Source organism: Pseudoxanthomonas sp. J35 (assembly GCF_000513995.1).
Lineage (GTDB): Bacteria > Pseudomonadota > Gammaproteobacteria > Xanthomonadales > Xanthomonadaceae > Pseudoxanthomonas.
The window spans coordinates 34,488-61,241 of the sequence record NZ_AZVB01000011.1 but is presented as its reverse complement, the minus strand read 5'-3'; the positions used below and the strand labels follow the sequence as shown (position 1 = coordinate 61,241).

Annotated in this window: 25 protein-coding genes; 8 read left to right on the top strand and 17 right to left on the bottom strand. The window is 71.9% G+C overall.

Going from position 1 to position 26,754, the window contains the following annotated elements:
• The first annotated feature begins 119 nt into the window (after window positions 1–119).
• The 6 genes from PSEJ35_RS15855 (at window position 120) to rnfB (ending at window position 5,819) form a co-directional block, all read left to right on the top strand.
• Window positions 120–902 (top strand): sel1 repeat family protein, encoded by a 783-nt coding sequence (locus PSEJ35_RS15855; RefSeq protein ID WP_051412605.1) that lies wholly within the window; start codon window positions 120–122, stop codon window positions 900–902.
• 121 nt (window positions 903–1,023) lie between these two features.
• The gene (locus tag PSEJ35_RS0108690) at window positions 1,024–1,476 is read left to right on the top strand and encodes a DUF2147 domain-containing protein (RefSeq protein WP_028917440.1); all 453 of its coding nucleotides are present in this window, start codon (window positions 1,024–1,026) and stop codon (window positions 1,474–1,476) included.
• Window positions 1,477–1,613: 137 nt separating this feature from the next.
• Entirely contained in the window at window positions 1,614–3,728 is a 2,115-nt protein-coding gene (gene metG, locus PSEJ35_RS0108685; protein ID WP_028917439.1) for a methionine--tRNA ligase, read from the top strand.
• Window positions 3,729–3,948: 220 nt separating this feature from the next.
• Window positions 3,949–4,533, top strand: a complete 585-nt coding sequence (locus tag PSEJ35_RS16665) for a hypothetical protein (protein WP_051412604.1) — start codon at window positions 3,949–3,951, stop codon at window positions 4,531–4,533.
• On the top strand, window positions 4,473–5,270 hold the full coding sequence (locus PSEJ35_RS16660) for a sulfotransferase (RefSeq protein ID WP_051412603.1): 798 nt from the start codon (window positions 4,473–4,475) through the stop codon (window positions 5,268–5,270). The genes PSEJ35_RS16665 and PSEJ35_RS16660 overlap by 61 nt, the downstream gene beginning before the upstream one ends.
• A gap of 69 nt (window positions 5,271–5,339) precedes the next feature.
• Window positions 5,340–5,819, top strand: a complete 480-nt coding sequence (rnfB, locus tag PSEJ35_RS15845) for an Rnf electron transport complex subunit RnfB (protein ID WP_084635493.1) — start codon at window positions 5,340–5,342, stop codon at window positions 5,817–5,819.
• On the opposite strand, the gene PSEJ35_RS0108670 is transcribed toward rnfB, so the two are convergent.
• The 6 genes from PSEJ35_RS0108670 to PSEJ35_RS0108645 form a co-directional block, all read right to left on the bottom strand.
• Window positions 5,780–6,682 carry a TraB/GumN family protein gene (locus tag PSEJ35_RS0108670; protein ID WP_051412602.1) on the bottom strand — a complete coding sequence of 301 codons (903 nt, stop codon included), beginning with the start codon at window positions 6,680–6,682 and terminating at the stop codon, window positions 5,780–5,782. The two genes, rnfB and PSEJ35_RS0108670, sit on opposite strands and share 40 nt — an antisense overlap.
• 41 nt (window positions 6,683–6,723) lie before the next feature.
• Entirely contained in the window at window positions 6,724–7,668 is a 945-nt protein-coding gene (locus PSEJ35_RS0108665) for a DUF1684 domain-containing protein (RefSeq protein ID WP_028917438.1), read from the bottom strand.
• Entirely contained in the window at window positions 7,665–9,500 is a 1,836-nt protein-coding gene (gene mutL, locus PSEJ35_RS0108660; RefSeq protein ID WP_028917437.1) for a DNA mismatch repair endonuclease MutL, read from the bottom strand. Before mutL ends, PSEJ35_RS0108665 begins: the two co-directional genes overlap by 4 nt.
• A gap of 95 nt (window positions 9,501–9,595) precedes the next feature.
• Entirely contained in the window at window positions 9,596–11,179 is a 1,584-nt protein-coding gene (locus PSEJ35_RS0108655; RefSeq protein ID WP_232207617.1) for an N-acetylmuramoyl-L-alanine amidase, read from the bottom strand.
• 126 nt (window positions 11,180–11,305) lie between these two features.
• Window positions 11,306–11,782, bottom strand: a complete 477-nt coding sequence (gene tsaE, locus PSEJ35_RS0108650; protein WP_028917435.1) for a tRNA (adenosine(37)-N6)-threonylcarbamoyltransferase complex ATPase subunit type 1 TsaE — start codon at window positions 11,780–11,782, stop codon at window positions 11,306–11,308.
• Window positions 11,782–13,263: a bifunctional ADP-dependent NAD(P)H-hydrate dehydratase/NAD(P)H-hydrate epimerase gene (locus tag PSEJ35_RS0108645; protein ID WP_028917434.1), complete on the bottom strand. Its 1,482-nt coding sequence runs from the start codon at window positions 13,261–13,263 to the stop codon at window positions 11,782–11,784. Before PSEJ35_RS0108645 ends, tsaE begins: the two co-directional genes overlap by 1 nt.
• A 69-nt stretch (window positions 13,264–13,332) precedes the next feature.
• Here PSEJ35_RS0108645 and queG point away from each other — a divergent pair, with 69 nt between their 5' ends.
• On the top strand, window positions 13,333–14,412 hold the full coding sequence (gene queG, locus PSEJ35_RS15840) for a tRNA epoxyqueuosine(34) reductase QueG (protein WP_037082861.1): 1,080 nt from the start codon (window positions 13,333–13,335) through the stop codon (window positions 14,410–14,412).
• Window positions 14,413–14,663: 251 nt separating this feature from the next.
• Entirely contained in the window at window positions 14,664–16,025 is a 1,362-nt protein-coding gene (gene xseA, locus PSEJ35_RS0108635; RefSeq protein ID WP_028917433.1) for an exodeoxyribonuclease VII large subunit, read from the top strand.
• 179 nt (window positions 16,026–16,204) lie between these two features.
• Here the strand turns inward: xseA and PSEJ35_RS0108630 are convergent, their stop codons facing one another.
• From PSEJ35_RS0108630 to rpoE, 11 genes are all read right to left on the bottom strand, one after another.
• Window positions 16,205–17,119 carry a carbon-nitrogen hydrolase family protein gene (locus tag PSEJ35_RS0108630; protein ID WP_028917432.1) on the bottom strand — a complete coding sequence of 305 codons (915 nt, stop codon included), beginning with the start codon at window positions 17,117–17,119 and terminating at the stop codon, window positions 16,205–16,207.
• Window positions 17,116–17,724, bottom strand: coding sequence for a GNAT family N-acetyltransferase (locus tag PSEJ35_RS0108625; protein ID WP_028917431.1), 609 nt, complete (start codon window positions 17,722–17,724; stop codon window positions 17,116–17,118). The genes PSEJ35_RS0108630 and PSEJ35_RS0108625 overlap by 4 nt, the downstream gene beginning before the upstream one ends.
• 59 nt (window positions 17,725–17,783) lie before the next feature.
• A complete protein-coding gene (recO, locus tag PSEJ35_RS0108620) occupies window positions 17,784–18,515 on the bottom strand; it encodes a DNA repair protein RecO (protein WP_028917430.1) in 732 nt (243 codons plus the stop codon).
• Between the two features lie 74 nt (window positions 18,516–18,589).
• Window positions 18,590–19,510 (bottom strand): GTPase Era, encoded by a 921-nt coding sequence (gene era, locus PSEJ35_RS0108615; RefSeq protein ID WP_028917429.1) that lies wholly within the window; start codon window positions 19,508–19,510, stop codon window positions 18,590–18,592.
• Between the two features lie 12 nt (window positions 19,511–19,522).
• Window positions 19,523–20,260 (bottom strand): ribonuclease III, encoded by a 738-nt coding sequence (gene rnc / locus PSEJ35_RS0108610; protein ID WP_051412601.1) that lies wholly within the window; start codon window positions 20,258–20,260, stop codon window positions 19,523–19,525.
• Window positions 20,202–20,588 carry a DUF4845 domain-containing protein gene (locus PSEJ35_RS0108605; RefSeq protein ID WP_024869596.1) on the bottom strand — a complete coding sequence of 129 codons (387 nt, stop codon included), beginning with the start codon at window positions 20,586–20,588 and terminating at the stop codon, window positions 20,202–20,204. Before PSEJ35_RS0108605 ends, rnc begins: the two co-directional genes overlap by 59 nt.
• A gap of 61 nt (window positions 20,589–20,649) precedes the next feature.
• The gene (lepB, locus tag PSEJ35_RS0108600; protein WP_028917427.1) at window positions 20,650–21,450 is read right to left on the bottom strand and encodes a signal peptidase I; all 801 of its coding nucleotides are present in this window, start codon (window positions 21,448–21,450) and stop codon (window positions 20,650–20,652) included.
• 87 nt (window positions 21,451–21,537) lie between these two features.
• A complete protein-coding gene (lepA, locus tag PSEJ35_RS0108595; RefSeq protein WP_028917426.1) occupies window positions 21,538–23,331 on the bottom strand; it encodes a translation elongation factor 4 in 1,794 nt (597 codons plus the stop codon).
• A gap of 133 nt (window positions 23,332–23,464) precedes the next feature.
• A complete protein-coding gene (locus tag PSEJ35_RS0108590) occupies window positions 23,465–24,985 on the bottom strand; it encodes a Do family serine endopeptidase (protein ID WP_028917425.1) in 1,521 nt (506 codons plus the stop codon).
• Between the two features lie 101 nt (window positions 24,986–25,086).
• On the bottom strand, window positions 25,087–25,986 hold the full coding sequence (locus PSEJ35_RS0108585; protein ID WP_028917424.1) for a sigma-E factor negative regulatory protein: 900 nt from the start codon (window positions 25,984–25,986) through the stop codon (window positions 25,087–25,089).
• Window positions 25,983–26,612: an RNA polymerase sigma factor RpoE gene (gene rpoE, locus PSEJ35_RS0108580; RefSeq protein ID WP_028917423.1), complete on the bottom strand. Its 630-nt coding sequence runs from the start codon at window positions 26,610–26,612 to the stop codon at window positions 25,983–25,985. The genes PSEJ35_RS0108585 and rpoE overlap by 4 nt, the downstream gene beginning before the upstream one ends.
• Between the last annotated feature and the right edge of the window lie 142 nt (window positions 26,613–26,754).

The window sequence follows — 26,754 nt, the reverse complement described above, 5'->3', positions numbered from 1 at the left end:
CCACGCCGGCCATCCGTGACCCTCGTCGCAATGACCAATGGCCATTCCGGCCGCCCCCGTGGCGGCCGGAGAATGCCCGCATTGGCGCCGGCAGGCGCCTCGTCCAGGAGGACACACCGATGGACCGCAAGCACGTCCTGAACGCCGGCTGGCTGCTGCTGGCCGCGCTCTGCGCGCCGGCCGCGTACGCCGCCCCCCAGCAGGCCAAGACCCCGGCCATGGCCGACGAGGTCATGTCGACCGATGCATTCCTGTCCGGCCACCCCGACCTGCGTTTCCGCAACCTCGCCCAGGAGGCGCTCAGGCAGGACGAGCCCGAGGAGGCCTTCGCCTACTTCAAGCGCGCCGCCTGGTACGCCGACAAGCCCTCCCAGGCGATGGTCGCCGAGATGCTGTGGGACGGCCGCGGCGTCGAACAGGACCGCCCGCTGGCCTACGCCTGGATGGACCTGGCCGCCGAACGCGGCTACGAGGGCTTCCTGGTGCTGCGCGAGCGCTACTGGAAGGAACTGGACGAAGCCAGCCAGAAGCGGGCCATCGAGGTCGGCCAGGAGGTGTACGCCCGCTACGGAGACGCGGCGGCCGAGCCACGCCTGGCCACCGCGCTGCGTCGCGAGCGCCGCCGCGGCACCGGCAGCCTCACCGGCTTCGCCGGCAACGTGAAGGTCTACGTCACCGGCCCCGGCGACGTGCCGATGCAGATCGACGGCACCCACTTCTACAACGACAGGTACTGGGATCCGGTGCAGTACCGGCAGTGGCAGGACGAGGTGTGGATGAAACCGCGCACCGGCAAGGTCGAGGTCGGCGGCGTGGAGACGGTCGAGGCCAGCCGCGTGCCGCCGACCGCGCCGCAGAGCGACGCCCCGGAGCCGGAAGTGCCGGCCCGCGAGACCCCTTAACCCGGGGTTCATGCCGCGCCCGCGCGAACCGTACGCGGGCGTAGGCAGAGCGCTTCCCCTGCGCTAGAGTGGGGCCACGGCCCGGCCGCGATGGCCGGGCTTTCCACGTCCTGGAGGGGATATGCGCAGTACCGGTTCCAAGAAGCTTTCCGTCATCGCCCTGCTGCTGCCGGCGCTGTTCGCCGCCGGCTCGGCCCTGGCCGCCGACCCGGTGGTCGGCCGCTGGAAGACCATCGACGGCGACACCGGCAAGCCGAAGTCGATCGTGGAGATCACCCAGGCGCCGAACGGCACCATCACCGGCCGCATCGTCGAGCTGCTCAACCCGAGCAAGCCGAACCCGGTGTGCGACAAGTGCAAGGACGACCGCAAGAACCAGCCGATCACCGGCATGGAGATCATCCGCGGCATGAAGGCCGAGGGCGGTGGCCAGTATTCCGGCGGCACCATCCTCAAGCCCGACGAGGGCAAGGTCTACAAGTCGAAGATGGAGCTGGTCGAAGGCGGCAAGAAGCTGGAGGTGTCCGGCTGCGTGGCCTTCATCTGCAAGTCGCAGACCTGGCTGCGGCAGTAGGACTCCCGCGCCGCCCCGCATGACCCGGCGACCCGGCCCCTGCCGGGTCGCCGCTTTTTCCAGTCCCGGAAAGCCACCGGAGCCGGGCCGGGCCCGCCCGCGTGCGATAATCGCGGTCCCCCAGCACCCGGCCTCCCATGTCCCGTTCCGCGCTCGTTACCAACGCCCTGCCCTACGCCAACGGCCCGCTGCACCTGGGCCACCTGGTCGGCTACATCCAGGCCGACATCTGGGTAAGGGCCCGGCGCATGCGCGGCGACACGGTGCACTACGTCTGCGCCGACGACACCCACGGCACGCCGATCATGCTGGCCGCCGAGAAGGCCGGGGTCACCCCGGAGGCCTTCATCGCCGCGATCAAGGCCAGCCACGAGCGCGACTTCCGCGAGTTCGGCGTGGCCTTCGACTGGTACCACTCGACCCACTCGGACGAGAACCGCGCCCTGACCGAGCGCTTCTACGCGGCCCTGGACGCGCGCGGCAGCATCGAGCGCCGCTCCATCGAGCAGCTCTACGACCCGGTCAAGCAGATGTTCCTGCCCGACCGTTACGTCAAGGGCACCTGCCCGAACTGCAAGTCGCCGGACCAGTACGGCGACAACTGCGAGGTCTGCGGCGCCACCTACGCGCCGACCGACCTCATCGACCCGCATTCGGCGGTGTCCGGGGCCACGCCGGAACTGCGCGCGTCGGAGCACTTCTTCTTCAAGCTCGGCCAGTACACCGAAGGCCTGCGCGAGTGGCTCAAGGGCGACGTCGCCCTGCCCGGGGTCAAGGCCAAGCTGGCCGAATGGATCGAGGGCGAGGGCGGCCTGCGCGACTGGGACGTCTCCCGCGACGCGCCCTACTTCGGCTTCGAGATCCCCGGCCACCCGGGCAAGTACTTCTACGTCTGGCTGGACGCGCCGATCGGCTACTTCTCCAGCCTGCTGGCGCTGGCCCGCAGCGGCGACAAGGCCGGCTTCGACGAAGCGGCGATGGAACGGCTGCTCAAGCCGGGCGACCACGCCGAGCTGCACCACTTCATCGGCAAGGACATCGTCAACTTCCACGGCCTGTTCTGGCCGGCGGTGCTGGAAGGCAACGGCCTGCGCAAGCCGGACCGCCTGCACGTCAACGGCTACCTGACCGTGGACGGCGCGAAGATGTCCAAGTCGCGCGGCACCTTCATCATGGCCCGCACCTACCTGGACGTGGGCCTGGACCCGGACGCGCTGCGCTACTACTTCGCCTGCAAGACCTCCGGCGGCGTGGACGACCTGGACCTCAACCTGTCCGACTTCGTCGCCCGCGTGAATAGCGACCTGGTCGGCAAGTTCGTCAACATCGCCAGCCGCTGCGCGAAGTTGCTGGACGTGCATTTCGGCAACGTGCTGCGCGCGGCCGGCGACGACGCGGTCGCCAGCGAAGGCTGGGCGCAGGACGCCGCGCAGCTGCTGGACCAGGTGCGCGCCCTGCTCGGCACCGCGCCGGAGCTGTACGCGCAGGACAACTACGCCGCGGTCACCCGCAACGCCATGGCCGCCGCCGACCTGGCCAACGAATACATCGCCCGCACCGCGCCGTGGGCGCTGGCCAAGGATCCGGCGCGCCGCGCCGACCTGCACCTGGTGCTGACCACCGCGCTGCAGGCCTTCGCCGACATCGCCGGCGTGCTCAAGCCGATCGTGCCGGCGACCATCGCCCGCGCGGAAAGCTGGCTGGGCACGGAGCTGGCGGTGGACCGCCGCATCGACCTGGCCGGACGCACGCTCGCCGCCTACGCCCCGCTGTTCACCCGTATCGACCCCAAGCTCATCGACGCCATGACCGAAGCCTCCAAGGACACCCTCGCCCCCGCTCCCGCCGCCGCCCAGCCGGGGAAGAAGGCCGAGGCGAAGAAGGAGGCCGCGCCGGCCGCCCCGGCCACGGACGCGCCGCAGTACATCGGTATCGAGGACTTCGCAAAGCTCGACCTGCGCATCGGCAAGGTACTGGAGTGCGGCTTCGTCGAAGGTTCGGACAAGCTGCTGCGCTTCCTGCTGGACGCCGGCGAACTGGGCCAGCGCCAGATCTTCTCCGGCATCCGCGCCAGCTACGGCGAACCGGAGAAGCTGGTCGGCCGCAACGTGGTGTTCATCGCCAACCTCGCCCCGCGCAAGATGCGCTTCGGCATCAGCGAGGGCATGATCCTGTCGGCCGGCTTCGACGGCGGCGCCCTGGCGCTGCTGGATGCCGACGCCGGCGCGCAGCCGGGCATGCCGGTGCGCTGAACCGTGACGGCCGGTGGGTGCCGCAAACGCAGTCGGCCACATACACTGGATCGATGCCGACCGCGACCGTCCCCGACACCCCCAGCCCGCTCCAGCGCCAGCTCGCCCACGTTTCGGACTGCTGAGGCAGCACCGTGATGCCGAGGCGGTCCGGCTCACCCGGCAGCTGCTGCAGCTGCACCCGGATGACGTCAACGTCCTGCTGCTGGGGACGGACGCGATGCTGGCCACGGGCAATCCCCGGCAATCGCTGGCGCTGGCCGAGCGCGCCCTGACGCGCAGCGGCGGCGCCCCGTCGGTCAAGCTGAGGAAGGCCCGGGTGCTGGCCGCGATGCGGCGCCGGCGCGAACTGCGCGACATCGTCGCGGAAGTGCGCGCGATGGCCGGCGGCAACGGCGAGTTGCTCTGGCACGCCGGATCCCTCTGCTTCCGCAACGACCTGGTGGCCGAGGCGATCGCCTGCCTGGCCGACGCGGCCAGGCTCCTCGACCATCCGCCCGCCCTGCTCTACGAACTGGCGTTCTCCCGCTTCTACGGCGGCGATTTCGCCGCCGCCGAAGCCGACCTGGACCGCCTGCTGGCACGCGATCCGGGCTGCGGATCGGCGCTCTACCTCCGCGCCTGCGTGCGCCAGCAGACGCCGGAGCGCAACAACGTCGCCGACCTCCGCCAGCGGCTCCAGGGCAGCACTTCGGCCCGGCCCAACGACCGCGCCGCCGCGCTGTACGCGCTGGGCAAGGAACTGTGGAGGACCTGGGCCAGGACGCGGCGTCGTTCCAGGCGCTGGAGGAAGGTGCGCGCCTGATGCGCGGCACCTTCGAGTTCGACGTCGCCGCCGAGTGCGCCGGCATGGCCGAGATGGCCGAGGCTTACGACGCGGCCTTCATGGCCGCGCCCACACCCGGCCACCAGGAGGCCGGCCCGGTCTTCGTGGTCGGCATGCCGCGCAGCGGCACGACCCTGGTCGAACGGCTGCTGGTGCAGTCCGGGCAGGTGGTTTCGGCGGGCGAACCGCAGGACTTCGGCCACCTGCTGCTGTACAACAGCGCCCGCATGCGCGGCGCCGACACCACCCGGACCCTGGCCCAGGCCAGCACAGGCCTGGACCTGGCCGCGATCGGCCGCGAGTACATGCGCGGCCTGCGCGAGATCATTCCCGGCAGCACGCTGTTCATCGACAAGATGCCAGCAAACTTCATGTTCTGCGGCGCGATCCTCAAGGCCCTGCCGGAGGCCAGGATCATCCACCTGGTGCGCGACCCGCTGGACAGCTGCTACGCGATGTACAAGACGCTGTTCTTCAACATGTACCCGTTCTCCTACGACCAGGCCGAACTGGCCGGGTACTTCGTCGGCTATCGCCGGCTGATGGCCCACTGGCACCTCGGCGGCGACCGCGGCGCGCACAAGGCCGCCGACATCCGCGCGCGCTACGACCTGTCCCGCTACACGCGCATCCATGCCTACGGCGACAGGCGCAAGGACCTGCCGATGCTGTCCCTCGCCCACGAACGCTGGTACCGCGGCAAGCGTATCGCCTGAACCCGCCGCGCACGCAGGCAGGCGATAATGCCTGCCCGCGCCCGCGCCGCGGCACTCGTACAGCCACGCATGGTCCCGTCCTCCGCCCCCGCCGACCTGGTCGAACGCCTCGATCGCCTGCTGCCGCAGACCCAGTGCGGCCAGTGCGGCTACGCCGGCTGCCGGCCCTATGCCGAGGCGATGGCGCGCGGCGAGGCCGGCCCGGACCGCTGCCCGCCCGGCGGCGACGAGGGCGCACGCGCGCTGGCCCTGCTCCTGGGCGTGCCGCCCCTACCCTTCGACCGCCGCCGCGGCGAGTGCAAGCCGCCGCAGGTCGCGGTGATCGTCGAGCCGGACTGCATCGGCTGCACCAAGTGCATCCAGGCCTGCCCGGTCGACGCGATCGTCGGCGCCGCCAAGCTCATGCACGTGGTGGTCGATCCGCTGTGCACCGGCTGCGAACTGTGCGTGCCGGCCTGCCCGGTGGACTGCATCGTGATGGAACCGGCACCGCCGGCGGGTATCACCGCTCAGTCGGCGCAGGCCGAGCAGATCCGCTCGACCCGGTAGCCCTTCGCGCGCAGCTTCTCGACCACGCCGTCCTCGCCAAGCAGGTGCAGCGCGCCGACCACGGCCAGGGTGTCCTGGCCTTCGCCCAGCGCCAGGCGCGCCTCCAGCTGCGGCACCCAGGCATCGTTGCGCTCGATGTTGATGCGCCGGTACAGCGCCGGGTACCGGCGCTTCATCTCCGCGGCCATTTCCTGCCACAGGCGCTGCGCGTCGCCGGCGCGCCAGGCCTTGTACAGCTCGCGCGACTGCGACGGCTGTCCGGCCTCGTCCAGCGCCTCGGCCAGCAACTGCTTCTGTTCCTCCAGCGCCATCCCGGCCAGCACCGCCAGCTGGTCCTCGGCCCGTTCCAGGCCGGCGGCCGGCTTGCCCGCGCGCACGGCGGCGGCCATCAGGTGGCGGTCCAGGCCCAGCTCCGGATCCAGTCCCTGGCGGCCCATCTCGACCATGCCGATGCTCAGGCCGATGAACCAGGGCTCGAAACGCGCCAGCCCTTCCAGCGACATCTGGTTGTCGCGCGCGTAGCGCTCCAGGCGCGCCCACAGCTCCGGACCCAGGTCCTCCTGCAGCGAGCCCGGCCCACTGCGCGTGCCGGCCCGGGCCAGGCGCGTGGCCAGCTCCGGCGAATCCGCCTCGCCCGGCGCCAGCTCGAACAGCAGCGACTCGGCATCGGCGAAGGCCGCATCCACGTCCGGCGACAGCGGATAGTCCTCCTGCGACAGCAGGTGGAAGGAGCCGAGCAGGTAGACCGCGTTGTCGGCGTCGGACACCTTCCACAGCAGCGGCACCGGCGGCTCGGCATGCACGGGCGCCGCTCCGGCCAGGACCAGCAGGAGGGCCACGCACCAGCCGGCGGCACGGTTCATCGTTTCAGCACTCCATGAAGGCCGGCACAGATGCAAGGCGGTCAGTGCACCGGCGAGACATAGTTCTTCTCGCCCGCGGTCACCTGCAGGTCCAGCCGGTTCTCCGGCGGCGGCAGCGGGCAGGTCGCGAACAGGGTGAAGGCGCACGGCGGGTTGTAGGCGCGGTTGAAGTCCAGCACCACCTTGCCGTCGGGACCGGGCCAGGCCGCATCGAGGAAGCGTCCGGCCGGATAGCTGCCATGGCCGCTGGTGCGGTCGGCGAGCACGAAGAACAGCTCGCCGCCGGGTTCGCCCAGCGCTTCGAGGCGGAAGGTGCGGCCGTCGCGCTCGAATTCCACCACGCCGGGGTTGGGCGAATCGCCGAGCGTGCCGACGATGTCGCCGATCGGCAGGGTCTTGCCCGGCGGGTGCGGGATGAAACGGCCCTCGATGCGCCACGACGGGTCGGCCGGCCAGTATTCCAGGCCGGCGAACTGCAGCCGGGTCGGCGCGTCGGCATGCTTGACGCGCAGCGCATCGCGATCGCCCCGGCGCAGCAGGGTCACCAGGCCCTTGCCCTCGTCGAAGCCGATCACGCTCGGCTGCGGATCGCGGTCGTTGCGCAGCACGACCCTGCCCTTCAGCGGCTCGCCGTCGAAGGTCAGCTCCACGCCCTGCTCCGGGGTGAAGCTCCAGCTGCCATCGCGCCCGAGCTGCAGCAGGCCCATCTTTTCAGGGCCGAAGGCCAGGCGCACGCCATTGCCGATGCGCTCGCCGCTGCCGATGTAGTGCGCCTTCAGTTCCAGCCAGTGCAGGCCGACCAGGCTGGTCCAGCCGTCCGGCCGCAGCAGGTCTTCGAGGCGTCCGTCGCGCCAGGCCTGCTGCTCGGCCAGGAAGGCCGGGTCGGCGATCGTCTTCGCCTTGTCGTCGCCGTCGCCGCCACCGCAGGCGCCCAGCAGCACGCCTGCCAGCAACGCCGTCCCCGCGGCGCGGCAGAACCGCCTCATCTTCCCCTCAGGAACCATCGATCGATCTCCCCCAGCGTGAAGCGCGCCCAGGTCGGACGCCCGTGGTTGCATTGCCCCGAGCGCTCGGTCGCTTCCATGTCGCGCAGCAGGGCGTTCATTTCCGGGATGGTCAGGCGCCGGTTGGCGCGCACCGCGCCATGGCAGGCCATGGTCGACAGCAGCTCGTCGCGGGCGGCGGCCACGCGGCGGGTGGCGCCGTGCTCGCGCAGGTCGGCCAGCACGTCGCGCAGCAGCGCTTCCGGGTCGGCATGCGCCAGCAGCGCCGGCACGCTGCGCACCGCCAGGGTCTGCGGGCCGCTGCGGGTCACGTCGAAGCCCAGTTCGGCCAGGGTCTGCGCCTCCCGTTCGGCGACGTCGGCGTCGCGCTCGCCCACCGCCAGCGCCAGCGGCACCAGCAGCGGCTGCGCGCGCAGGCCGATGCCGTCGTGCGCGGCCTTCAGGCGCTCATAGCCGATGCGCTCGTGGGCGGCGTGCATGTCGACCACCACCAGGCCCTCGGCGTTCTCGGCGAGGATGTAGATGCCGTGCAGCTGCGCGATGGCGTAGCCCAGCGGCGGCACCTCGCCGTTGTCCGCCGGCAGGCCGCGCTCGAACGCGGGCGCAGGCGCGCCGGGCGTCGGCGCCGGCATGGGCCCGGTGGACGACGCCGGTTGCGCGTAGAGCGCGGCATAGGCGGCGGGCGCCTCGTCCAGGCGCAGGCCCAGCGGCTGCGGTCGCGGCGTCCACGGCTGGAACGGCCGCGCCTCGCCGCCGTCCATCGCCGGCTGGCCGGCGGCCGGCATCGCCGGCACCGCCGCCGTGCCGCCCACCTCGGCGCCGGCGCGGGTCTGCGCCAGCGCTTCCTGCAGGGTGCGGAACACGAAGTCGTGGACCAGGCGCGCGTCGCGGAAGCGCACCTCGTGCTTGGCCGGATGCACGTTGACGTCGACCCGGGTCGGATCCAGTTCCAGGAACAGCACGTAGGCCGGCTGGCGGCCGTGGTAGAGCACGTCCTGGTAGGCCAGCTTCACCGCGTGGCCGACGCTGCGGTCGCGCACCGCGCGGCCGTTGACGTAGAGGTACTGCTGGTCGGCGCTGGCGCGCGAATAGTGCGGCTGGCCGATCCAGCCGTGCAGGCGCATGCCGGCGCCGCCGTGATCGATGCGCAGGGCGCTGCGCGCGAAGTCGTCGCCCAGGGTCTCGCCCAGGCGCGCGGCCGCGTCCAGGTCGCCGGCACGGTAGCGCCGCGAGGGCTTGCCGTTGTGGCTGACCCGCAGCTCCACGTCCGGGCGCGCCAGCGCCAGCGAACGCAGCCATTCCTCGATGTGGCCCAGCTCGGTGCGCTCGGCGCGCAGGAACTTGCGCCGCGCCGGCACGTTGTAGAACAGGTCGCGCACCTCCACCGTGGTGCCCGGCGCATGCGCCTTCGGCTCCACCTCGCCGACGCGGCCGCCGTCGACGTGCAGCGCTGCACCGTGCTCGTCGTCGCGGCGGCGCGAAGCCAGCATGAAGCGGCTGACCGAGGCGATCGACGGCAGCGCCTCGCCGCGGAAGCCGAGCGTGGCCACCGCCTCGAGGTCGTCGAGCGAGGCGATCTTGCTGGTGGCGTGGCGGCTGACCGCCAGCGGCAGCTCCTCCGGGGCGATGCCGCCGCCGTCGTCGCGGATCCGGATCAGGCGGATGCCGCCCTCCTCCAGGTCGATGTCGACGCGGCGCGCGCCGGCGTCGAGCGCGTTCTCGACCAGTTCCTTGACCACCGAAGCGGGCCGTTCGACGACTTCGCCGGCGGCGATCTGGTTGATGAGGGTGTCCGGAAGCTGTCGGATCGGCACTGGATCGCGGCGTCATGCGCCGGCTGCAAAGTAGTGCATCGATGATAGCCGCCGTAGCGGCGAATGGGGTCGCGACCGGCGTCGCGGCCCGCGCCTCAGGGCGTGCCGCCCCCGGCCATCGCCACCGTCGCCGCTTCGGCGCGCGCGGCGAACAGCGTGCCCGGCGGCGGCTGGCGGCTGAAATAGGTGTTGAGCCCGTCGACCACCGCGCTGGCGACCTTGCGCTGGTAGGCCGGGTCGACCAGGCGCTTCTCCTCCTCCGGATTGGAGATGAAGGCCGTCTCCACCAGCATCGCCGGCATGTCGGAGGTGCGCAGCACGGCGAAGTTGGCGCGCTCGATGTTCGGCTTGTGGTTGTTGCCGACGCGCTTGAGGCCACCGAGCACGTGGTTGGCCGCGTCCTCGGAGGCGCGCATGTGCCCGCTCTGGGCCAGGTCCAGCAGCACGCTGGCCAGCACGTTCTCGGTCTGCTGCAGGCGCACGCCGCCGACCAGGTCGGCCGCGTTCTCCTTGTCCGCCAGCCAGCGCGCGCGCTGCGACGAGGCGCCCTTGGTCGACAGCACGTACACCGACGAGCCGCGCGCGCTGCGGTTCTCGGCCGCGTCGGCATGCAGCGAGACGAAGATGTCGGCCTTGGCCTGGCGCGCGCGCTGGGCGCGCATCGGCAGCGGGATGAACACGTCCGAATCGCGGACCAGGAAGGCCTTCAGGCCGGGCGTGGCGTTGACCTGGCGGGCCAGTTCGCGGGCCATGGCCAGGGTGACGTCCTTCTCGCGCTTGCCGGTCGGGCCGATCGCGCCCGGGTCCTGGCCGCCATGTCCGGCGTCGATGGCCACGATCAGCGGGCGCATGCCCTTGCCCAGTGCGGCCGGCTTGGCCGGTGCCGGGGCGGTGGTGGCCGCGGGCGCCGGCGTGGTCTCGGCCGACGGGCCGGTGGCGACGGCGGACGAGGGGCCGGCCGCCGGCGGCGGGGCGGTGGCTGCCGGGTTGGCAGCCGTCGGGATGCTCCCCGGCGGGCCTGCTTCGGCCACGACCGGGGCGTTGGCGCGGCCTTCGAGGATTTCGCGCGGCGACGGCCCGGCGTTGGCGGCCGTGGTGGTCGCGGTCGCGCTGGCCGGGACGGTCGCCGCCGGGATGGCGGCCGGCGGGTTCGGCGGCGTTGCCTGCATCCGGGCCGCCTGCGCAGCCTGGCCCGCCAGCAGCGCGGTGGCGCGCGCGGCCTCTTCCGGGTCGACGGCCGGCGCCTGGGTCGGCACGGGAGCGGTGACGACGGTTGCGGGGGCCGGCGACCTGGTCGCCGCGGCAGTCGCCGGCGCCGGGCCATCGCCCGGCCATTCGATCAGCAGGCGCGCACCGTCGGCCGCCGGCTCCATCCGGGCGGGCAGCGCCGCCACCGGCTGGGCCAGTTCGAAAACGATGCGGAAGGTGCCCGGCACCGGCTGGCCGGTGCGGACCGCGGTGACTACTCCCGCCGGGGCCGGCAGCTTCAGCCCGCGCGCGGCCTGCGAATCGGGCAGGTCCACCACCAGGCGGTGCGGTCCGGTCAGCGAGAGGGTCTTGTACTTGCCGGCGCCCTGCAGGTCGATCTCGGCGCGGGTGCCGGTGGCGCCCTGCTCGAGCTGCAACGAGCGGACCTGGCCGGCCCAGGCCGGCGCGACGAACGCGAGGGCGGCGAGCATCAAGCCCACCCCGAGGCATCCTGTCCGGGCAATCCGCTGGCGCATGGCGCGATTCAAGCACCGCGGCCCGGGGATTGCAAGAACTTTTTTCCTTAATAATCCGAGGCCTGGGATACCTTCCTAGGGTCACCCGGCAACAAGGGGCCGCAAACCGCCGGTTTCGGCCAGTGCGGCCAGCCATTCCCGCCCGGTTTCCGACCCGGCCAGCAGCCCGGCCCGGCGCCCCATCCCCTCCTGGGCCAGCTCGATCCGCAGGTCGGCCGCCGGCAGCGCCCCGGCGCCCCGCTCCGGCCATTCGACCAGCCACAGCGTGGCCTCGTCCCCGTCCAGGCCCAGGAAATCCAGTTCGCCGGCATGGCCGATGCGGTACAGGTCCAGGTGCCAGGCCTCGCCGCCCGGCACCGGGTAGCGTTCGACCAGGGTGTAGGTCGGGCTGCGGATCGGCCCCTGCACGCCGAGCGCGCGCAGCAGGGCGCGGGCCAGCGTGGACTTGCCGGCGCCGAGGTCGCCGTGCAGGTGCACCACCGCGCGGGGCGGACGGGTCGCGGCCAGGGCGCGGCCCAGCGCTTCGGTGCTTTCGCTGTCGGGCAGGACGAACTGCATCAGGCTTCCTCGGGATTGGACAGGCGGCGCAGCCATGGCAGCAGGTCCGAAGGCAGCAGGCCGCGCTGCCCGCCTTCGCTGGCGGCCGCGTCTCCGGCCAGCGAATGCAGCAGCGCGCCGGCACAGGCCGCTTCGAACGCAGACAGGCCCTGCGCACGCGCCGCCGCGATCGTACCGGTGAGCAGGTCGCCCATGCCACCGGTGGCCATGCCGGGATTGCCGGCGTCGAGCACGGCGGGAATCCGGCCGGGCGAGGCGATGATCGTGCCGGCGCCTTTCAGCACCACGGTGCAGCCGTAGCGCGCTGCAAGCGCCGCGGCGGCGGCGAAGCGATCGCGCTGGATGCCGGCGATGTCGGTATCGAGCAGGCGCGCGGCTTCGCCCGGATGGGGCGTCAGGATCGCGTCGGCCGGTGGGCGCAGGCCGGATGCGGCCAGCAGGTTGAGCGCGTCGGCATCGAGGACCAGCGGCCTGTTGCTGGCAAGCGCGGCGCGGAACAGCGATTCGCCCCAGGCCTGCTGGCCCAGGCCCGGGCCGCAGGCGACCACGCCTGCGTTCGCGAGCAGCGGCGAGAGCCCGCCGGCGTCATGCACCGCGCGCACCATCACTTCCGGGCGCCGCGCGAGGATCGCCGCCACGTGCGCTTCGCGCGTGGCAATGATCGCCAGGCCCGCGCCGGCGCGCAACGCGGCTTCCGCGCACAGCAGCACCGCGCCGCCACCGCCCAGTTCGCCGCCGATGCACAGCACGCGTCCGGATTCGCCCTTGTGCGTATCGCGGCGCCGCGGCAGCAGCCATTGGCGCAATGCGTCGGCGCGCAGCAGCGTGGCGCTCGCCGGCGCAGTCTCCGCGTATTCCGCGGCGTCCACATCCAGCGTGTCGAGCAGCAGCTCGCCGACATGGTCCAGGGCGATGCCGGTTCGCAGGCCCACGTGTTCGACGATGAACTGCAAGGTGCATCCGGCGTGCAGCGCCACGCCCGGCGCGCAGCCGCGATCGGCGTCGATGCCGCTGGGCACGTCCAGCGCGAACAGCGGCGCCTCCGCCTGGTCCAGCGCTTCGACCAGCGCGGCGTACTCGGGCTTTGGCGCGCGTTCGAGGCCGATGCCGAACAGCGCATCGACCAGCACGTCCGCATCGTCCAGCGGCGACGGGAACAGCTCGACGTGGCCACCGGCGGCGAGATAATCGGTGCAGGCGCGCTGCGCCAGTCCACTGCGCGGACCACCCCCGGGCGGATGCACCACCCGCACCTGGCGGCCGGACTGCAGCGCCAGCCGCGCCAGCACGTAACCGTCGCCACCGTTGTTGCCGCTGCCGCAGGCGACCACGATGCGCTGCGCGCGCGGCCAGCGCTGCAGCAGCACGCGCCAGGCGGCCTGGCCGGCACGCTGCATCAGCCGGTAGCCGTCGCCGCCGAGCGCGGCCGTGGCGAGGCGGTCGATCTCGCGCGCGGCGGCGGCGGAATGGAGGAAGGCCATGCGTGGATTCTACCGCCGCCCAGGGCGCCGTTTCGCGGGCGTGTAGCGGCCGCTCCCTATAATCCGCGCATGTTCCTGCCCGCCGCCCCTGCCGCCCACGCCGACCCGCTGGCCGTCGCCCGCCGCGTGCGCGAGCTGGCGCGCGAGCTCGGCTTCCAGCGTTGCGGCATTTCCGGCGTGGAACTGGGCGAGGACGAGGCCTACCTGCGCGACTGGCTGCAGCAGGGCCTGTACGGGACCATGGAATGGATGGCCCGCCACGGCGACCGCCGCAGCCGCCCGCAGGAGCTGGTGCCCGGCACGCTGCGGGTCATCTCGGTCGGCCTGGACTATGGCCGCAACGACGGCGACGAGGCCTGGCAGACCCTCGCCGACGGGACCCGCGCCTATGTCGCGCGCTACGCGCTTGGCCGCGATTACCACAAGCTGATGCGCAACCGCCTGCAGAAGCTGGCCGACCGGATCCAGGCCGAGATCGGTCCGTTCGGCCACCGCGTGTTCGTCGACTCGGCGCCGGTGCTCGAGCGCGCGCTGGCACGCAACGCCGGCCTGGGCTGGATCGGCAAGCACACCTGCCTGATCGACAAGGACGGCGGCTCCTGGTTCTTCCTCGGCGAGATCTACGTCGACCTGCCGCTACCGGTCGACGCGGCGGCCAGCGCGCACTGCGGCACCTGCACGCGCTGCATCGAGGTCTGCCCCACCGGTGCGATCGTCGCGCCGTACCGGCTCGACGCGCGGCGCTGCATTTCCTACCTCACCATCGAGCACGAAGGCCCGATCCCCGAGGAACTGCGCCCGGCGATCGGCAACCGCATCTTCGGCTGCGACGACTGCCAGCTGGTCTGTCCCTGGAACAAGTTCGCCCGCCGCACCGACGAGCCGGATTTCCGCGCGCGCAACGACCTGGACGTGGCCACCCTGCCGCAGCTGTTCGCCTGGGAGGAAGACGAGTTCCTGCGCCGCACCGAAGGCAGCCCGATCCGCCGCAGCGGCCACGAACGCTGGCTGCGCAACATCGCCGTGGCGCTGGGCAACGCACCGTCCAAGCCCGAAGTGATCGCCGCGCTGGAATCGCGCCGGGAGCATCCGTCGGAGCTGGTGCGGGAACACGTGGCGTGGGCGCTGGAACGGCATCACGGGGCTTGATGTCGCTGCACTGCACGCGTTGGCGTGGTGAGAACATCCACAGCAGGAACACAGCAACAGCAACAGCAACGGCAACGGCAACGGCAAAGGCGTCCAGGGCATGGGCTTCGGACGGAGCCGATCCCCTGGACGCCTTTGCCTTTGCGGCTACCGCTACCTTCCGCCGCGCCATGGCGAGAGCTGACGCCGCGCCCCCGTCCGGCACCACGCACTCCACCGCGCTATCCTGTCCCGCCAAGCCCCACCCGCCGATGTCCGAGCAGAACCCCATCCTCACGCCCAGCCAGCTCAACACCCTGGCGCGCGACCTGCTGGAGAGCGCGTTCCCGCTGGTGTGGGTCGAGGGCGAGCTGGGCAACGTCACCCGCCCGGGCTCCGGCCACCTGTACTTCACCCTCAAGGACGCGCGCGCGCAGGTGCGCTGCGCCATGTTCCGGCCCAAGAGCCAGTGGCTGAAGTTCGCGCCCCGCGAAGGCCTCAAGGTGCTCGGCCGCGGCCGCCTCACCCTGTACGAAGCGCGCGGCGACTACCAGCTGGTGTTCGACCACCTCGAGGAAGCCGGCGAAGGCGCCCTGCGCCGCGCGTTCGAAGCGTTGCGCGCGAAGCTCGCCGCCGAAGGCCTGTTCGATGAAGGCCGCAAGCGCCCCCTGCCCCACTGGGTGCGTCGCCTGGCCGTGATCACCTCGCCCACCGGCGCCGCCGTGCGCGACGTGCTGAGCGTGCTCGGCCGCCGCCTGCCGCTGCTGGACGTGGAAATCCTGCCCAGCCTCGTCCAGGGCGACACCGCCGCGGCGCAGATCACCGACCTGCTGCAGCGCGCCGGCGCCAGCGGCCGCTATGACGCCATCCTGCTGGCCCGCGGCGGCGGCTCGCTGGAAGACCTGTGGGCGTTCAACGACGAACGCCTGGTGCGTGCGATCGCCGCCTCGCCGGTGCCGGTGGTGTCGGCGGTCGGCCACGAGACCGACTTCACCCTCGCCGACTTCGCCGCCGACGTGCGCGCGCCCACGCCTTCGGTCGCCGCCGAATTGCTGGTACCGGACCGGCGCGACCTGGCGCAGCGCCTGCGCATGCTGCAGTCGCGGCTGCGCGCCCTGCAGCGCCAGCGCCTGGTCCAGGCCATGCAGCGCGCCGACCGCGCCGCGCTGCGCCTGCAGGCGCAGTCGCCGCAGGCGCGCCTGCACCTGCTGCGCCAGCGCCATGCCGAACTGCAGCGGCGCATCGACGCGCTGTGGCAGCGCCAACTGCAGCAGCGCGCTTCGCGCCTGCGCCATGCCGGCGCGGTGCTGCGCGCGCATCATCCCGCGCGCCGCCTCGCCCAGTTGCGGGCACGCCTGCAGCAGCTTCAACCGCGTCCCCAGGCCTGCATCACGCGCGTCCTCCAGCGCGACGCGTTGCGCCTGCGCGGCCTGGCCCGTTCGCTGGAAGCCTGCAGCCCGCTGGCCACGGTCGCGCGCGGCTACTCGATCCTCACCCGCGCCGACGACGGACACCTGGTCCAGTCGGTCCAGCAGGTCGCCCCTGGCGACCGCCTGCAGGCGCGGCTGCGCGACGGCGGCCTGGCACTGACGGTGCAGGCCGTGCAGCCGGGCGAAGACGACAAGAACCGCTAGAGCGCAGCGCCCCTCGTAGAGTCGGGCTTGCCCGACTACGCGCCCACCGAAGCGGCGTGCCGGAAAGGCAGCGGGGCAAGGAAAGGCAGCGGGGCAAGCCCCGCTCTACGGGGGCCGGTCGAATGCGTAGCCCGGATAAGCGAAGCGCATCCGGGACGACGCTTGCAGAGCCTTCAGCGCTACTCCGCCGGCGGCCCCGCCTCGAAACCTGACTCGAAACCCGCCACGCGCGCCCGCACCAGCGCCGGCGCCAGCTGTCCGGGCCAATCGCGGTCGTTGGCGACCTGCGCCTTGCCGCGGGTGCCTTCCAGCAGTCCGAAATCCAGTTCGGCCACGGCCCAGGTTTCGTCCCCCTGCGTGCTGGCGAGCACGCCGTCGGCCGGGAAGCCGGCGTCCATCGGCGCGAACAGCGCCGCCTCGCCGGTGTTCTCGTCCAGCGCCGGGCTCCACGGCGCCGACCCGGCGGTCACCGACTGCACCACGAACATGCGGTTCTCCAGCGCGCGCGCCAGGCAGCCCACGCGCACCCGCGTCGCACCAGCCCCGGTATCCGTGCAGCTGGGCACCAGCAGCAGGCGTGCGCCGGCCTCGTACTGCGCGCGTACCGGCAGGGGGAACTCGCTGTCGTAGCAGATCGAGACGCCGGTACGCACGCCGGCGATGTCCAGCACCTTCAGCGCGTCGCCGCCGTCGATCACGCCGGTGGCCTTCTCGAAACCGGTCAGCTGCAGCTTGTCCTGCCAGGCATGGCTGCCGTCTGGCGCGAACACGTCGCAGCGGTTGCGGTAGCGGCCATCGGCCTGGGCCAGCAGGAAGCTGCCGGCGACCACGTACATGCCGGTCTCGCGGGCCAGGCCCGCGAACAGCGCCAGCCACTGCGCGCGCAGTGGCTGGATCGCCGCGAGCGAGGCATGCAGGTCCGCGTGGATGTCCGGCGGGAACGTCGCCGCCAGTTCCAGCGACAGGTATTCGGGCAGCACCGCCACCTGCGCGCCGCGCGCGGCGGCCTCGCCGAGCAGGCGGCGCTGCTTCCCGGCGAACTCGTCGAACGAGGCCGGCTTGCCCACCGGGTACTTGCAGGCGGCGACCTTCATGGCGCAGCCGCCCAGTCGCGCAGCCAGAAGGTCAGCGGATGCAGGGTTTCCTCGTGGTCGCCCGGCTCCTTCCACGGCAGCATGCAGGTCATCCCCGGCAGGCGCGCGTAGCCGCGGCCGTGCCAGAACGTGTCGTTGGGCCGGTAGCCGGGTGGCCGGCGCGGATCGTCAGGCGCGCGGTCCACCGCGCAGAACGCGGTCCAGCGGAAGCCGCCCAGTTCGCGCGCATGCGCCTCGCGCTGGTCGAAGAAGGCGTGGCCGACGCCGCGGCCGCGGTACGCCGGCAGCAGCACCGATTCGCCGAAGTAGAACACCTCGCGCACCGGCAGGCCGGCCTGCTCGAACGGCTTGCGGAACGCTTCCTGGTCGTCGGCCAGGGGCAGCCCGGTAGAAGCGCCGACAACGCGGTCGCCATCCAGCGCCAGCACCAGCACGCTGCCGGGCGATTCGAGGTAGGCGGTCAGGTACTCGCGCTCGTAGGCGTCGTCGCCGTCGTAGAGGTAGGGCCATTCGCGGAACACCTCGATGCGCAGGCGGGCGACGTCGTCCAGCCAGGGCGCGATCTCGGCACCGCGCAGGCGACGGATTTCGGGAATCGTGGACATGCGTGGATTCTAGCCGGCGCGCGCGCCGGCGACGCACGCGGGCGAGGCCACCGCGACGCTCAGCGCGACGGAGCGATGCGCCCCAGCGACGCGGCCATCTCCCACGACTTCAGTCCGCGCGGCCCGAGGTGGTGCGCCAGCACCGCGCGCAGCGGCAGGCGCAGGCTGGCCAGGTCCGCCGGGCCGGGGCGTTCGTCGGCGGCCAGCGCCAGCAGCGCGCTGCCGGTGGCGGCGGCGCTGCGATCGGACTGGCCGCGGTCGCTGAGCAGGCGGCGCGGACCGTGCTCCGGATCGAGGCGGTAACGCGCCGCCGGATCGATCGGCTCGCCGTCGCCGTCCACGTGCAGTTCAAAGCCCAGGCCCAGCGCGCCGAGCAGGTCGCGCTCGAAGCGGCGCAGGGTCCACGCCAATGGGGCGTCGCCGGCCAGGCGGGCGCGGGTGCGCGCGTAGGCCGCGTCGAGTTCGGGAAGCGGGTCCTGGCGAGGCGCCAGGCGCAGCACCAGCTCGTTGACGTAGAAGGCGGCGAGGATCGCGTCGCCGGCCAGCTGCGGCGCCGCGTCCAGCGCCTCGGCGCCGCGCAGCTGGGCCAGTTCGCCGGCCATCACCGCGTCGAAGCGGATGTGCTGCAGCGGCTGCAGCGCCGCGCGCAGCACCTGCCGCTTCGGCGACTGCACCCCGCGCGCGACCAGGCCGATGCGGCCGTGGCCGGCGCTGAGCACCTCCACCAGCAGGCTGGTCTCGCGCCAGGGCCGGGCGTGCAGGACGAAGCCGGTCTCGCCTTCCAGGCGCATGTCAGCACCGTCGCGGACTGGAAAGCGGAAGCGGTCCGACGGTCGCCGTCACCTGTTCCTCCGCATGTGGCGGCTCAGTCGCCGTAGCCGAAGGCCTTCAGCGCCGCCTCGTCGTCGGACCAGCCTTCGCGCACGCGCACCCAGGTCTCCAGGAACACCTTGCGCCCGAACAGCCGCTCCATCTGCTGGCGCGACTTGCTGCCGATCTCGCGCAGGCGCGCGCCGCCCTTGCCGATAACGATCGGCTTCTGGCCCTCGCGCTCGACCCACACCACCGCGCCGATGCGCAGCAGCTCGCCGTCCTCGGCGAAACGCTCGATCTCCACCGTCGTCGCGTACGGCAGCTCGTCGCCGAGCTGGCGCATCAGCTGCTCGCGGACCAGCTCGCCGGCGAGGAAGCGCTGGCTGCGGTCGGTGATCTCGTCCTCGTCGAACACCGGCGGGGCCTCCGGCAGCAGCCTGAGCAGGTCGCGGACCAGCGCCTCCAGGCCCTTGCGCTTGAGCGCCGACAGCGGGTGGATCGCGGCGAAGTCGCGGCCTTCGCTGACCTGGGCCAGGAACGGCAGCAGCACGGTCTTGTCCTTGAGCCGGTCGACCTTGTTCACCGCCAGCACCACCGGGATGCCGGCGTCGCGCAGGACGTTGAACACCAGGCTGTCCTCCTCGTCCCAGCGCCCGGCCTCGACCACCATCAGGCCGACGTCCACGTCTTCCAGCGCGCCGCGCGCGGCGCGGTTCATCACCCGGCTCATCGCCGAGGCCTTGAACCGGCCCTCGCTACGGTGCAGGCCGGGGGTGTCGACCAGCAGCAGCTGGCCGCCCGGCACGGTGGCGATGCCCAGCAGGCGGTGACGGGTGGTCTGCGGCCGGTTGGAGACGATGCTGACCTTGGCACCGACCAGGGCGTTGACCAGGGTCGACTTGCCGACATTGGGCCGGCCGATCACCGCGACGCTGCCGCAGCGGTGGGAATCTTCGGTGTGTTCGGAATTCACGTATGGGACCGCTTATGGATGCCGGGGCGAAGGCTCCAGCCTTTCCAGCACCGCCGCCGCGGCGGCCTGTTCGGCCAGCCGGCGGGACGTGCCCTGCCCCTCGGCGCTGACCGGAGGCTCGCTCAGGGTACACCGGGCAAGGAACACCTTGGCGTGTTCCTCCCCGCTCTCGGAAACCAGCTCGTAGCCCGGCAGCGGCCGCTGCCGCGCCTGCAGCCATTCCTGCAGGCGGGTTTTGGCGTCTTTTTCGGGCTTGCCGGCCGGCAGCGCGGCCAGAGACTGCTCGAACCAGGGCAGGACCACCTCGCGGCAGGCGTCCCAGCCGGCGTCCAGGTAGATGGCGGCGACCACCGCCTCCAGCGCGTCGGCCAGGATCGAATCGCGGCGGAAGCCGCCGGACTTCAGCTCGCCCGGGCCCAGGGTCAGGCGCGAGCCCAGGTCCAGCTGGCGGGCGATGGCGGCCAGCGAGGCCTCGCGGACCAGTTCGGCGCGGGCGCGGGTCAGTACGCCCTCGTCAGCCTGCGGCCAGCGCCGGTACAGCGCCTCGGCGGCGATCAGGTTGACCACGCCGTCGCCGAGGAATTCCAGCCGCTCGTTGTGCGGCGTGCCGGCGCTGCGGTGGGTCAGCGCCTGGGCCAGCAGCGACGGATCGGCGAACCGGTGGCCGATCCTGTCGCGCATCACGGTGCGGTCACTCGCCACCACCGCGCCGGGTGAGTTCCTGGGTGCGGTCGAACTTGCCCACCACATCCAGGTTGCCGACCAGCGAACGCCGCACCTCGTAGTTCACGCGCATCTTCCAGCCGCCGTTGGTGCGCTCGAACTTGACGTTCTGCGGCTTCACGTTCTCGGAGTAGTTGATGTACAGGCGGCGGAAGAACAGGTCCTGGACCCGGGCCGGGTCCATGTCGGCCACGCCCGGCTCGTTGGCCAGGCCCTTCATCGCCGAGGTGACAGCGTAGTACTCCTGGTACATGGGGAACAGCTTCATGCCGACGTAGGCGGCGAAGCCGACCACGGCCAGCACGACCAGGAACCCCACCAGGCTCAGACCGCTTTGCTTGCGCTTGTTTGCCATTTCCCCGTGACCTCGATGCTGGGTGAGACCGGCGCATACCCTACGCCGGCGCAGCCGCCCGTTACTTGATCTTCGTCCCGATCCGCGAAGGATCGAAACTCCCCTTGCAGAACCAGCCCTCGCAGTTGAGCCAGATCAGGAACGCACGGCCGCGGAGGTTTTCCTCGGGCAGGAAGTGCGTCTGGGCCCAGAACCGGCTGTCCTCGCTATTATCACGATTGTCGCCCATGACGAAATAGTGGCCCTCGGGGACGGTCCATTCGCCCTGGCCGGCGGGGTTGGCGCGGCCCAGCCACTCCAGCACCTCGTGCTCGCGGCCCGGCAGCTTCTCCAGCAGCAGGGTCGCGCCGTTCATCTCCGCGCCGCGGCCCTGGCCGATGAACTCGCCCAGCTCCACGTATTCCACCGCCTCGCCGTTCACGTACAGGGTGTCGCCGTGGAAGCCGATGCGGTCGCCCGGCAGGCCGATCACCCGCTTGATCCAGTTCTGGTCCGGGGCGTGCGGCGGCTTGAACACCACCACGTCGCCGCGTTCGGGCTCGCCCAGGTCGACGAACTTGGCATTGGTCACCGGCAGGCGCAGGCCGTAGGCGAACTTGTTGACCAGGATGAAGTCGCCGATCAGCAGGTTCGGCATCATCGAGCTGGACGGGATCTTGTACGGCTCGGCGACGAAGCTGCGCAGCACCAGCACCGCGGCCAGCACCGGGAAGAACGCGCGCGAGTAGTCCACCACCACCGGCTCCTCGGCCAGCAGTCCGTCGCGGGCGGCGCGGCGCCTGGCCAGGAACAGTCTGTCGAGCAGCCAGATCAGGCCGGTGGCGAAGGTCAGCACGACCAGGCCGAGCTCAAACCATTTCATTCGATGTCCTTAGCGGGTCGGAACCGGAACGGGGAACGGGGGAACAGGCGACGCCACGCCACGCGGCCGCTAGCGTCGCCCGGGACGTCACTTGCTGTCCACCTGCAGCACCGCCAGGAAGGCCTCCTGCGGGATCTCGACGCGGCCGACCTGCTTCATCCGCTTCTTGCCCTCCTTCTGCTTCTCGAGGAGCTTCTTCTTGCGGGTGATGTCGCCGCCGTAGCACTTGGCCAGCACGTTCTTGCGCAGCGCCTTGACCGTGGAGCGGGCGATGATCTGCGAGCCGATCGCGGCCTGGATCGCCACGTCGAACTGCTGGCGCGGGATCAGGTCCTTCATCTTCTCGCACAGCTCGCGGCCGCGACGGTCGGCGTGGCTGCGGTGGACGATGATGCTCAGCGCGTCGACGCGGTCGCCGTTGATCAGCGTGTCCACCCGCACGAACGGACCGGCCTCGAAGCGCAGGAAGTGGTAGTCCAGCGAGGCGTAGCCGCGGCTGACCGACTTGAGCTTGTCGAAGAAGTCCAGCACCACCTCGGCCATCGGCAGCTCGTAGCTGATCTGCACCTGGCTGGCCATGTAGGTGATGCCGATCTGCACGCCGCGCTTTTCCTCGCACAGCTTGATGATGTTGCCGATGTACTCCTCGGGGGTGAGGATGTTGGCGCGGATGATCGGCTCGCGGATCTCGGAGATCAGGTTGGCCTGCGGCAGCTTGGCCGGGTTGTCCAGCGGCATCACCGTGCCGTCGGTCTTCAGTACCTCGTAGACCACCGTCGGCGCGGTGGTGATCAGGTCCAGGTCGTACTCGCGCTCCAGGCGCTCCTGCACGATTTCCATGTGCAGCATGCCGAGGAAGCCGCAACGGAAGCCGAAGCCCATCGCCTCCGAGCTCTCCGGCTCGAAGCGCAGCGCCGCGTCGTTCAGGCGCAGCTTTTCCAGGGCCTCGCGCAGGTCCGGGTAGTCCTCGGCGTTGACCGGGAACAGGCCGGCGAACACGCGCGGCTGCATCTCCTGGAAGCCCGGCAGCGGCGCCGCCGCCGGCGCGCTGGCCAGGGTCAGGGTGTCGCCCACCGGGGCGCCGTGCACGTCCTTGATCGAGGCGGTGATCCAGCCCACCTCGCCGGCCTTCAGCGCAGGCAGTTCCTTGCGCTTGGGCGTGAACACGCCGACCTTGTCCACCTCGTGGGTGCGGCCGGTCGACATCACCAGGATCTTGCTCCTGGGGGTGATCTCGCCCTGCATCACCCGCACCAGCGAGACCACGCCCAGGTAGTTGTCGAACCAGGAGTCGATGATCAGCGCCTGCAGCCGGTCGGTGTCGCGCGGCTTCGGCGGCGGGATGCGGTGGACGATCGCCTCCAGCACCTGGTCGACGTTGAGGCCGGTCTTGGCGCTGACCGCGACCGCGTCGGAGGCGTCGATGCCGATCACCGCCTCGATCTCGGCCTTGGCGCGTTCGATGTCGGCGGTCGGCAGGTCGATCTTGTTCAGCACCGGCACCACTTCCAGGCCCTGCTCCACCGCGGTGTAGCAGTTGGCCACGGACTGGGCTTCCACGCCCTGGGCGGCGTCCACCACCAGCAGCGCGCCCTCGCAGGCGGCCAGCGAGCGGCTGACCTCGTAGGAGAAGTCGACGTGCCCGGGGGTGTCGATGAAGTTCAGGAAATAGGTGTTCCCGTCCTTGGCCTTGTACGGCAGGGACACGGACTGCGCCTTGATGGTGATGCCGCGCTCGCGCTCGATCGGGTTCGAATCGAGCACCTGCGCTTCCATCTCGCGCGCTTCGAGGCCGCCGCACAGCTGGATGATGCGGTCGGCGAGGGTCGACTTGCCGTGGTCGACGTGGGCAATGATGGAGAAGTTGCGGATGAACCGCATCGGATCGGAAGACATGTGGGGGCGGCGGTCTCGTGCCGTCGTCGGGTAACGGCGGATTATCGCATGCCCGGAGCGGCTCCCGCCCCTGCCCCCGGAATGGCGCGGCGCCCCGGGGGGACGCCGCGCCTGGCGGTCAGTCTTCCGCGCCGACGGTGATGGCGACGAACTGGTTCACGCCGGCCGCGCCGCGGATCAGCAGCATCACCGTGTCGCCCTTGCGCAGGTCGCGCAGGGCCCGTTCCAGCGCCGCCACGCTGCCGACCGGGGTGCGCCCGACCTGCAGGATCGCCATGCCCGGCTCGACCCCGGCCTCGCGGGCCTCGGCGCCATCCACGCCGGTGATCAGCACGCCCTCGCCGGCCTCCAGGCCGAGCTGGCGGCGGCTGCGCGCGTCGATCTCGGTCACGCTCAGACCCAGCAGGTCCACCTTCGAGGCGGGCGCCGGCGCGCCGCCCTGGCCGCTGTCCGGGCTCGCCGAGGCCTGCTGGCCGTCGATCGGCAGCTCGCCCAGGACCACGTCCAGGGTCCGCGACTTGCCGTCGCGGATGATGCCGACCCGGGCCTTGGTGCCCGGCGGCAGCATGCCCACCAGCGGTGGCAGGTCAGCGCTGGTCGCCACTTCCTGGCCGTTGATCGAGACGATCACGTCGCCGATCTCGATGCCGGCCTTCTCCGCCGCGCTGCCCGGCTCGACCCGGTTGACCAGCGCGCCCTTGTTCAGGCCCAGGGCCTTGGCCTTGGCCGAATCGATCCGCTCGATGGTCACGCCGAGCATGCCGCGGCTGACCTTGCCGGTCTTCTTGATCTGGTCGACCGCACTCATCGCCAGGTCGATCGGGATGGCGAAGCTCACGCCCATGTAGCCGCCGGAGTTGCTCAGGATCTGCGAGTTGATCCCGACCACCTCGCCGGAGGTGTTGAGCAGCGGCCCGCCGGAATTGCCGCGGTTGATCGCCACGTCGGTCTGGATGAACGGCACGTACTGCTGGCCGGCACCGGTGGTGCGGCCGACCGCGCTGACGATGCCGGCGGTCACCGACTGGTCCAGGCCCAGCGGCGAGCCGATCGCCACCACCCACTGGCCGGGCTTGAGCGCCGCGGACTTGCCCTGGCGCAGCACCGGCAGGGCCTTGCCTTCGACCTTGAGCAGGGCCACGTCGTAGGTGGGATCGCTGCCGACCACCTTGGCGGTGAACTCGCGGCGGTCGGACAGGCGCACGGTGACTTCCTCGGCGCCGTCGACCACGTGGTGGTTGGTCAGGATGTAGCCGTCATCGGAAATGATGAAACCCGAGCCGACGGAACGCGCCGACGGGCCACCCGGACCCGGTTGGCCGGGCCCGCCCGGGAAGTCCGGGCCGAAGAAGCGGCGGAAGATCTCCGGGATCTGGTCCTCGGGAATGCCGCCGGCCGAGCGCGCGGAGCGGCGCGCGCCGACCTTGGCCTCGATGTTGACCACCGCCGGGCTGACCTGCTCGACCAGCCGGGTGAAGTCCGGCAGGCCGCTGACCAGCGGGGTGGCCGGCGCGGTCACCGCGGCCGGGGCAGCGGTCGCGATGGGCGCATCGGCGGCTTCGGGCGCGCGGGCGCAGGCGGCCAGCGGCGCGGTCAGGACCAGGGCGGCGAGAAGACTGGGACGGACTCGTGGGTTCATCAAATGCTTGCCTTCAGAGCGAGGGGGAGAGTGGCCGTGCGGGCGCACCTTGGGACGGAACGGGAGGCGGTCCCGGGCGATGGCCCGGGCCGCCGGCGGGATCAGCGTTGCAGGTCCTGCGGCGGCGGTTCCGGCAGGCCGGGCTCCTCCGCCGACTCGCTGGCCTGCGGTGCGGCCAGGCTCGGCTCGAACGGGTAGAACGGGCTGCCGCCACCGGCCTGGCCGAAGCTGGCGGTATAGGCGCTGCCAGTGCGCGGCAGCGCCGCGCGCGGCCACGGCCGGGCTTCCAGCGGCACCGCCGAGGCGAACGGATCGGCCGGCAGGGCCGTCCCGGGGGCGGCGACGGGGGCCTCGGCCACCGCGTCGGCCAGCGGCGCGATGGGGGAAGCAGGCGCGGACACGGCAGGGGTGGCCGCAGCAGTGGCGGCGCGACGCGGGCGCGGGGCCGAAGCCACCTGGCGCGGCGCCGGGCGCGACGCGGCGAGCCGCGCCGCAGCGGCGGCCGCCACTTCCGCCGCCTGGGCGATGGCGGTGGCCGGCGCGGCGGCGGCATCAGGCAGGACCGCCTCGGTCGACGGCAGCACCGCTACCGCCGGCGCGGGCGCGAAATCCGGGCCGGTCTGGGCCGGGCGGCCGACGAACATCGCCACCGCCGCGACCGAGGCGGCCAGCGCGGCGCCCCCGCCCCAGCGGGTCCAGAGCTGGCGGCGGCGCTGCGGCGCGGCAGCCGCGGCCGCCTCGGCGCCCATCGGTGCGGCGGCGACGGCCGCGGCGATGCGGTCGGCCAGGTCGGGGCCGGCGGCGCGCCGGACCTGCCCGCGCAGCACGTCGCCACACAGCTGCCAGCGCTCGAAGCGGCCGGACAGCTCGGTGTCGTGCTCCAGGCGACGCAGCAGGAAGCGCGCCTCGTCCGGGGCCAGTTCGCCGTCGACCAGTGCCGACAGCTGCTGCCGGTAATGGAGTTCGAACTTGTCGTCGGTGTTGCGGGGATCGTGGCTCATGGACGGTTTCGTTCGCGTGTGGCGCTTTGGACATCAAGCAGGGGCCGAAGTTCGGCATCGATGGCTTCGCGCGCCCGGAAGATGCGCGAGCGCACCGTCCCGATCGGGCAATCCATCTTCCGCGCGATCTCCTCGTAACTCAGCCCATCGACCTCGCGCAGGGTGATGGCGGTCCGCAGTTCCTCCGGCAGCGCGTCCACCGCCTTCATCACGGTCCGCTCCAGCTCCTCGCGCATGGCTTCGCGCTCGGGCGTGTCGTTGTCGCGCAGGCGCGCGCCGGTCTCGTACTGCTCGGCGTCGCTGGCGTCGATGTCGTCCGTGGGCGGACGGCGGTTGTGGGCGACCAGGTGGTTCTTGGCGGTATTCACTGCGATGCGGTGCAACCAGGTATAGAACTGGGCGTCGCCGCGGAAATTCCCCAACGCGCGGTAGGCGCGCATGAAGGTCTCCTGGGCCACGTCCTGGCATTCGCTCCAGTCCGCGATGTAGCGCCCGATCAGCCCGGTGATCCGGTGCTGGTACTTGCGCACCAGCAGGTCGAATGCGGCGCTGTCGCCACGCTGCGCGCGGCGGACCAGTTCGAGGTCCAGCTCCTGGGTCGGATCCTTCGGCGTTCCTTCGGCCATGCCGGGCCACACTCCTGTCGTCCCGGCGTTCCGGGGCTTGTGACCGCCGTGGCCGGAAAAAGTTCAGCGGCCGGCGGAAGCCGCTGTCCGGATGGGCCGGACGGGGGCGTCGTGCCCGTCCGCGCGCCGCGCCGCGCCACCC

Excerpts from the sequence above, each read along its gene's own strand:
- PSEJ35_RS15855 (WP_051412605.1), top strand. The coding sequence starts at position 120 with ATGGACCGCAAGCACGTCCTGAACGCCGGCTGGCTGCTGCTGGCCGCG.
- PSEJ35_RS0108690 (WP_028917440.1), top strand. The coding sequence starts at position 1,024 with ATGCGCAGTACCGGTTCCAAGAAGCTTTCCGTCATCGCCCTGCTGCTG.
- metG (WP_028917439.1), top strand. The coding sequence starts at position 1,614 with ATGTCCCGTTCCGCGCTCGTTACCAACGCCCTGCCCTACGCCAACGGC.
- PSEJ35_RS16665 (WP_051412604.1), top strand. The coding sequence starts at position 3,949 with ATGCTGGCCACGGGCAATCCCCGGCAATCGCTGGCGCTGGCCGAGCGC.
- rnfB (WP_084635493.1), top strand. The coding sequence starts at position 5,340 with ATGGTCCCGTCCTCCGCCCCCGCCGACCTGGTCGAACGCCTCGATCGC.
- PSEJ35_RS0108670 (WP_051412602.1), bottom strand. The coding sequence starts at position 6,682 with ATGAACCGTGCCGCCGGCTGGTGCGTGGCCCTCCTGCTGGTCCTGGCC.
- PSEJ35_RS0108665 (WP_028917438.1), bottom strand. The coding sequence starts at position 7,668 with ATGAGGCGGTTCTGCCGCGCCGCGGGGACGGCGTTGCTGGCAGGCGTG.
- PSEJ35_RS0108655 (WP_232207617.1), bottom strand. The coding sequence starts at position 11,179 with ATGCTCGCCGCCCTCGCGTTCGTCGCGCCGGCCTGGGCCGGCCAGGTC.
- tsaE (WP_028917435.1), bottom strand. The coding sequence starts at position 11,782 with ATGCAGTTCGTCCTGCCCGACAGCGAAAGCACCGAAGCGCTGGGCCGC.
- PSEJ35_RS0108645 (WP_028917434.1), bottom strand. The coding sequence starts at position 13,263 with ATGGCCTTCCTCCATTCCGCCGCCGCCGCGCGCGAGATCGACCGCCTC.
- queG (WP_037082861.1), top strand. The coding sequence starts at position 13,333 with ATGTTCCTGCCCGCCGCCCCTGCCGCCCACGCCGACCCGCTGGCCGTC.
- xseA (WP_028917433.1), top strand. The coding sequence starts at position 14,664 with ATGTCCGAGCAGAACCCCATCCTCACGCCCAGCCAGCTCAACACCCTG.
- PSEJ35_RS0108630 (WP_028917432.1), bottom strand. The coding sequence starts at position 17,119 with ATGAAGGTCGCCGCCTGCAAGTACCCGGTGGGCAAGCCGGCCTCGTTC.
- PSEJ35_RS0108625 (WP_028917431.1), bottom strand. The coding sequence starts at position 17,724 with ATGTCCACGATTCCCGAAATCCGTCGCCTGCGCGGTGCCGAGATCGCG.
- recO (WP_028917430.1), bottom strand. The coding sequence starts at position 18,515 with ATGCGCCTGGAAGGCGAGACCGGCTTCGTCCTGCACGCCCGGCCCTGG.
- rnc (WP_051412601.1), bottom strand. The coding sequence starts at position 20,260 with ATGTGGTGGGCAAGTTCGACCGCACCCAGGAACTCACCCGGCGCGGTG.
- PSEJ35_RS0108605 (WP_024869596.1), bottom strand. The coding sequence starts at position 20,588 with ATGGCAAACAAGCGCAAGCAAAGCGGTCTGAGCCTGGTGGGGTTCCTG.
- lepB (WP_028917427.1), bottom strand. The coding sequence starts at position 21,450 with ATGAAATGGTTTGAGCTCGGCCTGGTCGTGCTGACCTTCGCCACCGGC.
- lepA (WP_028917426.1), bottom strand. The coding sequence starts at position 23,331 with ATGCGGTTCATCCGCAACTTCTCCATCATTGCCCACGTCGACCACGGC.
- PSEJ35_RS0108590 (WP_028917425.1), bottom strand. The coding sequence starts at position 24,985 with ATGAACCCACGAGTCCGTCCCAGTCTTCTCGCCGCCCTGGTCCTGACC.
- PSEJ35_RS0108585 (WP_028917424.1), bottom strand. The coding sequence starts at position 25,986 with ATGAGCCACGATCCCCGCAACACCGACGACAAGTTCGAACTCCATTAC.
- rpoE (WP_028917423.1), bottom strand. The coding sequence starts at position 26,612 with ATGGCCGAAGGAACGCCGAAGGATCCGACCCAGGAGCTGGACCTCGAA.